Source organism: Escherichia sp. KCJ4928 (assembly GCF_004352695.1).
In the GTDB taxonomy this organism is placed as follows: Bacteria; Pseudomonadota; Gammaproteobacteria; order Enterobacterales; family Enterobacteriaceae; genus ECMA0423.
The window spans coordinates 1-1,640 of sequence record NZ_SJWV01000379.1 but is presented as its reverse complement, the minus strand read 5'-3'; the positions used below and the strand labels follow the sequence as shown (position 1 = coordinate 1,640).

Annotated in this window: 1 protein-coding gene; it reads left to right on the top strand. The window is 49.8% G+C overall.

What is annotated here, in order from left to right:
- Positions 1 to 160 precede the first annotated feature (160 nt).
- Positions 161 to 1,504, top strand: a complete 1,344-nt coding sequence (locus E0D98_RS24020; protein WP_131891236.1) for a VOC family protein — start codon at positions 161 to 163, stop codon at positions 1,502 to 1,504.
- Positions 1,505 to 1,640: the final 136 nt, after the last annotated feature.

Below are 1,640 nucleotides of genomic sequence, written 5' to 3'. Positions count from 1 at the left end.
AACTTGATTGCAAAATATTATTAACAATTAAAGCAATTGTGTTACAGCAAAATGGATAATATTGATGTTTTCGCGGCGAGATCACAGTTTGTAAATTCTTCCCGCAAGAGTGAATGCGGTTACCTACACTCCAGATTACTGACCACTGGAGGCAGACACTATGGCGAACAGCATCACGGCGGATGAGATTCGGGAACAGTTTTCGCAGGCAATGTCAGCCATGTACCAGCAAGAAGTTCCGCAATATGGCACGCTGCTGGAACTGGTAGCTGATGTGAATCTGGCTGTGCTGGAAAACAATCCTCAACTGCACGAAAAAATGGTAAATGCAGACGAGCTGGCGCGTCTGAATGTTGAACGTCATGGGGCGATTCGCGTTGGGACTGCACAAGAGCTTGCTACTCTTCGGCGGATGTTTGCCATTATGGGGATGTACCCGGTGAGCTATTACGATCTCTCGCAGGCAGGGGTGCCGGTACATTCGACAGCATTTCGGCCCATTGATGATGCTTCTCTGGCGCGTAATCCCTTCCGCGTTTTTACCTCCTTACTCCGCCTTGAGCTTATCGAGAACGAAATTTTGCGCCAGAAAGCGGCGGAGATTCTGCGTCAGCGCGATATCTTCACCCCACGTTGTCGACAACTGTTAGAGGAATATGAGCAGCAGGGCGGTTTTAACGAAACACAGGCACAGGAGTTTGTGCAGGAAGCCCTGGAAACGTTTCGCTGGCACCAGTCAGCAACGGTAGATGAAGAAACCTATCGCGCCTTGCACAACGAACATCGGTTGATTGCTGATGTGGTCTGTTTTCCTGGATGCCATATCAACCACCTGACGCCACGTACGCTGGATATTGACCGGGTGCAGTCGATGATGCCTGAATGCGGAATTGAACCCAAAATTCTCATCGAGGGGCCGCCGCGCCGCGAGGTACCGATTTTACTACGCCAGACCAGCTTTAAAGCACTGGAAGAGACGGTGTTGTTTGCGGGGCAGAAACAGGGCACGCATACCGCGCGCTTTGGTGAAATTGAGCAGCGTGGCGTGGCATTAACGCCGAAAGGGCGACAACTGTATGATGATCTTCTGCGTAACGCTGGAACCGGGCAGGATAATCTCACTCACCAAATGCATTTACAGGAAACCTTCCGCATTTTTCCTGACAGTGAGTTTTTAATGCGTCAGCAAGGGCTGGCATGGTTCCGGTACCGTCTGACGCCTTCAGGTGAGGCGCATCGTCAGGCGATTCATCCCGGAGACGATCCACAGCCCTTAATTGAACGTGGTTGGGTCGCGGCGCAACCCATTACCTATGAAGATTTCTTGCCCGTTAGCGCGGCGGGGATCTTCCAGTCAAATCTGGGTAATGAAACGCAGGCACGCAATCACGGTAATGCCAGTCGCGAGGCATTTGAGCAGGCGTTGGGTTGTCCGGTTTTGGATGAGTTCCAGCTTTATCAGGAAGCGGAAGAACGCAGTAAACGTCGCTGTGGTTTGCTTTAAATTCTGACCATCCGCCTTTGCAAAAATTTGCCTGATTTTACAAACGAATCAGGCTCATCCCATCGACATAAAAAAATTGCCGATTTATGCATATTCTCTGAGTTCAACAATTGGATTATTAATAAATATTGTCTAG

Coding starts and splice junctions, on each gene's coding strand:
- E0D98_RS24020 (WP_131891236.1), top strand. CDS start 161: ATGGCGAACAGCATCACGGCGGATGAGATTCGGGAACAGTTTTCGCAG.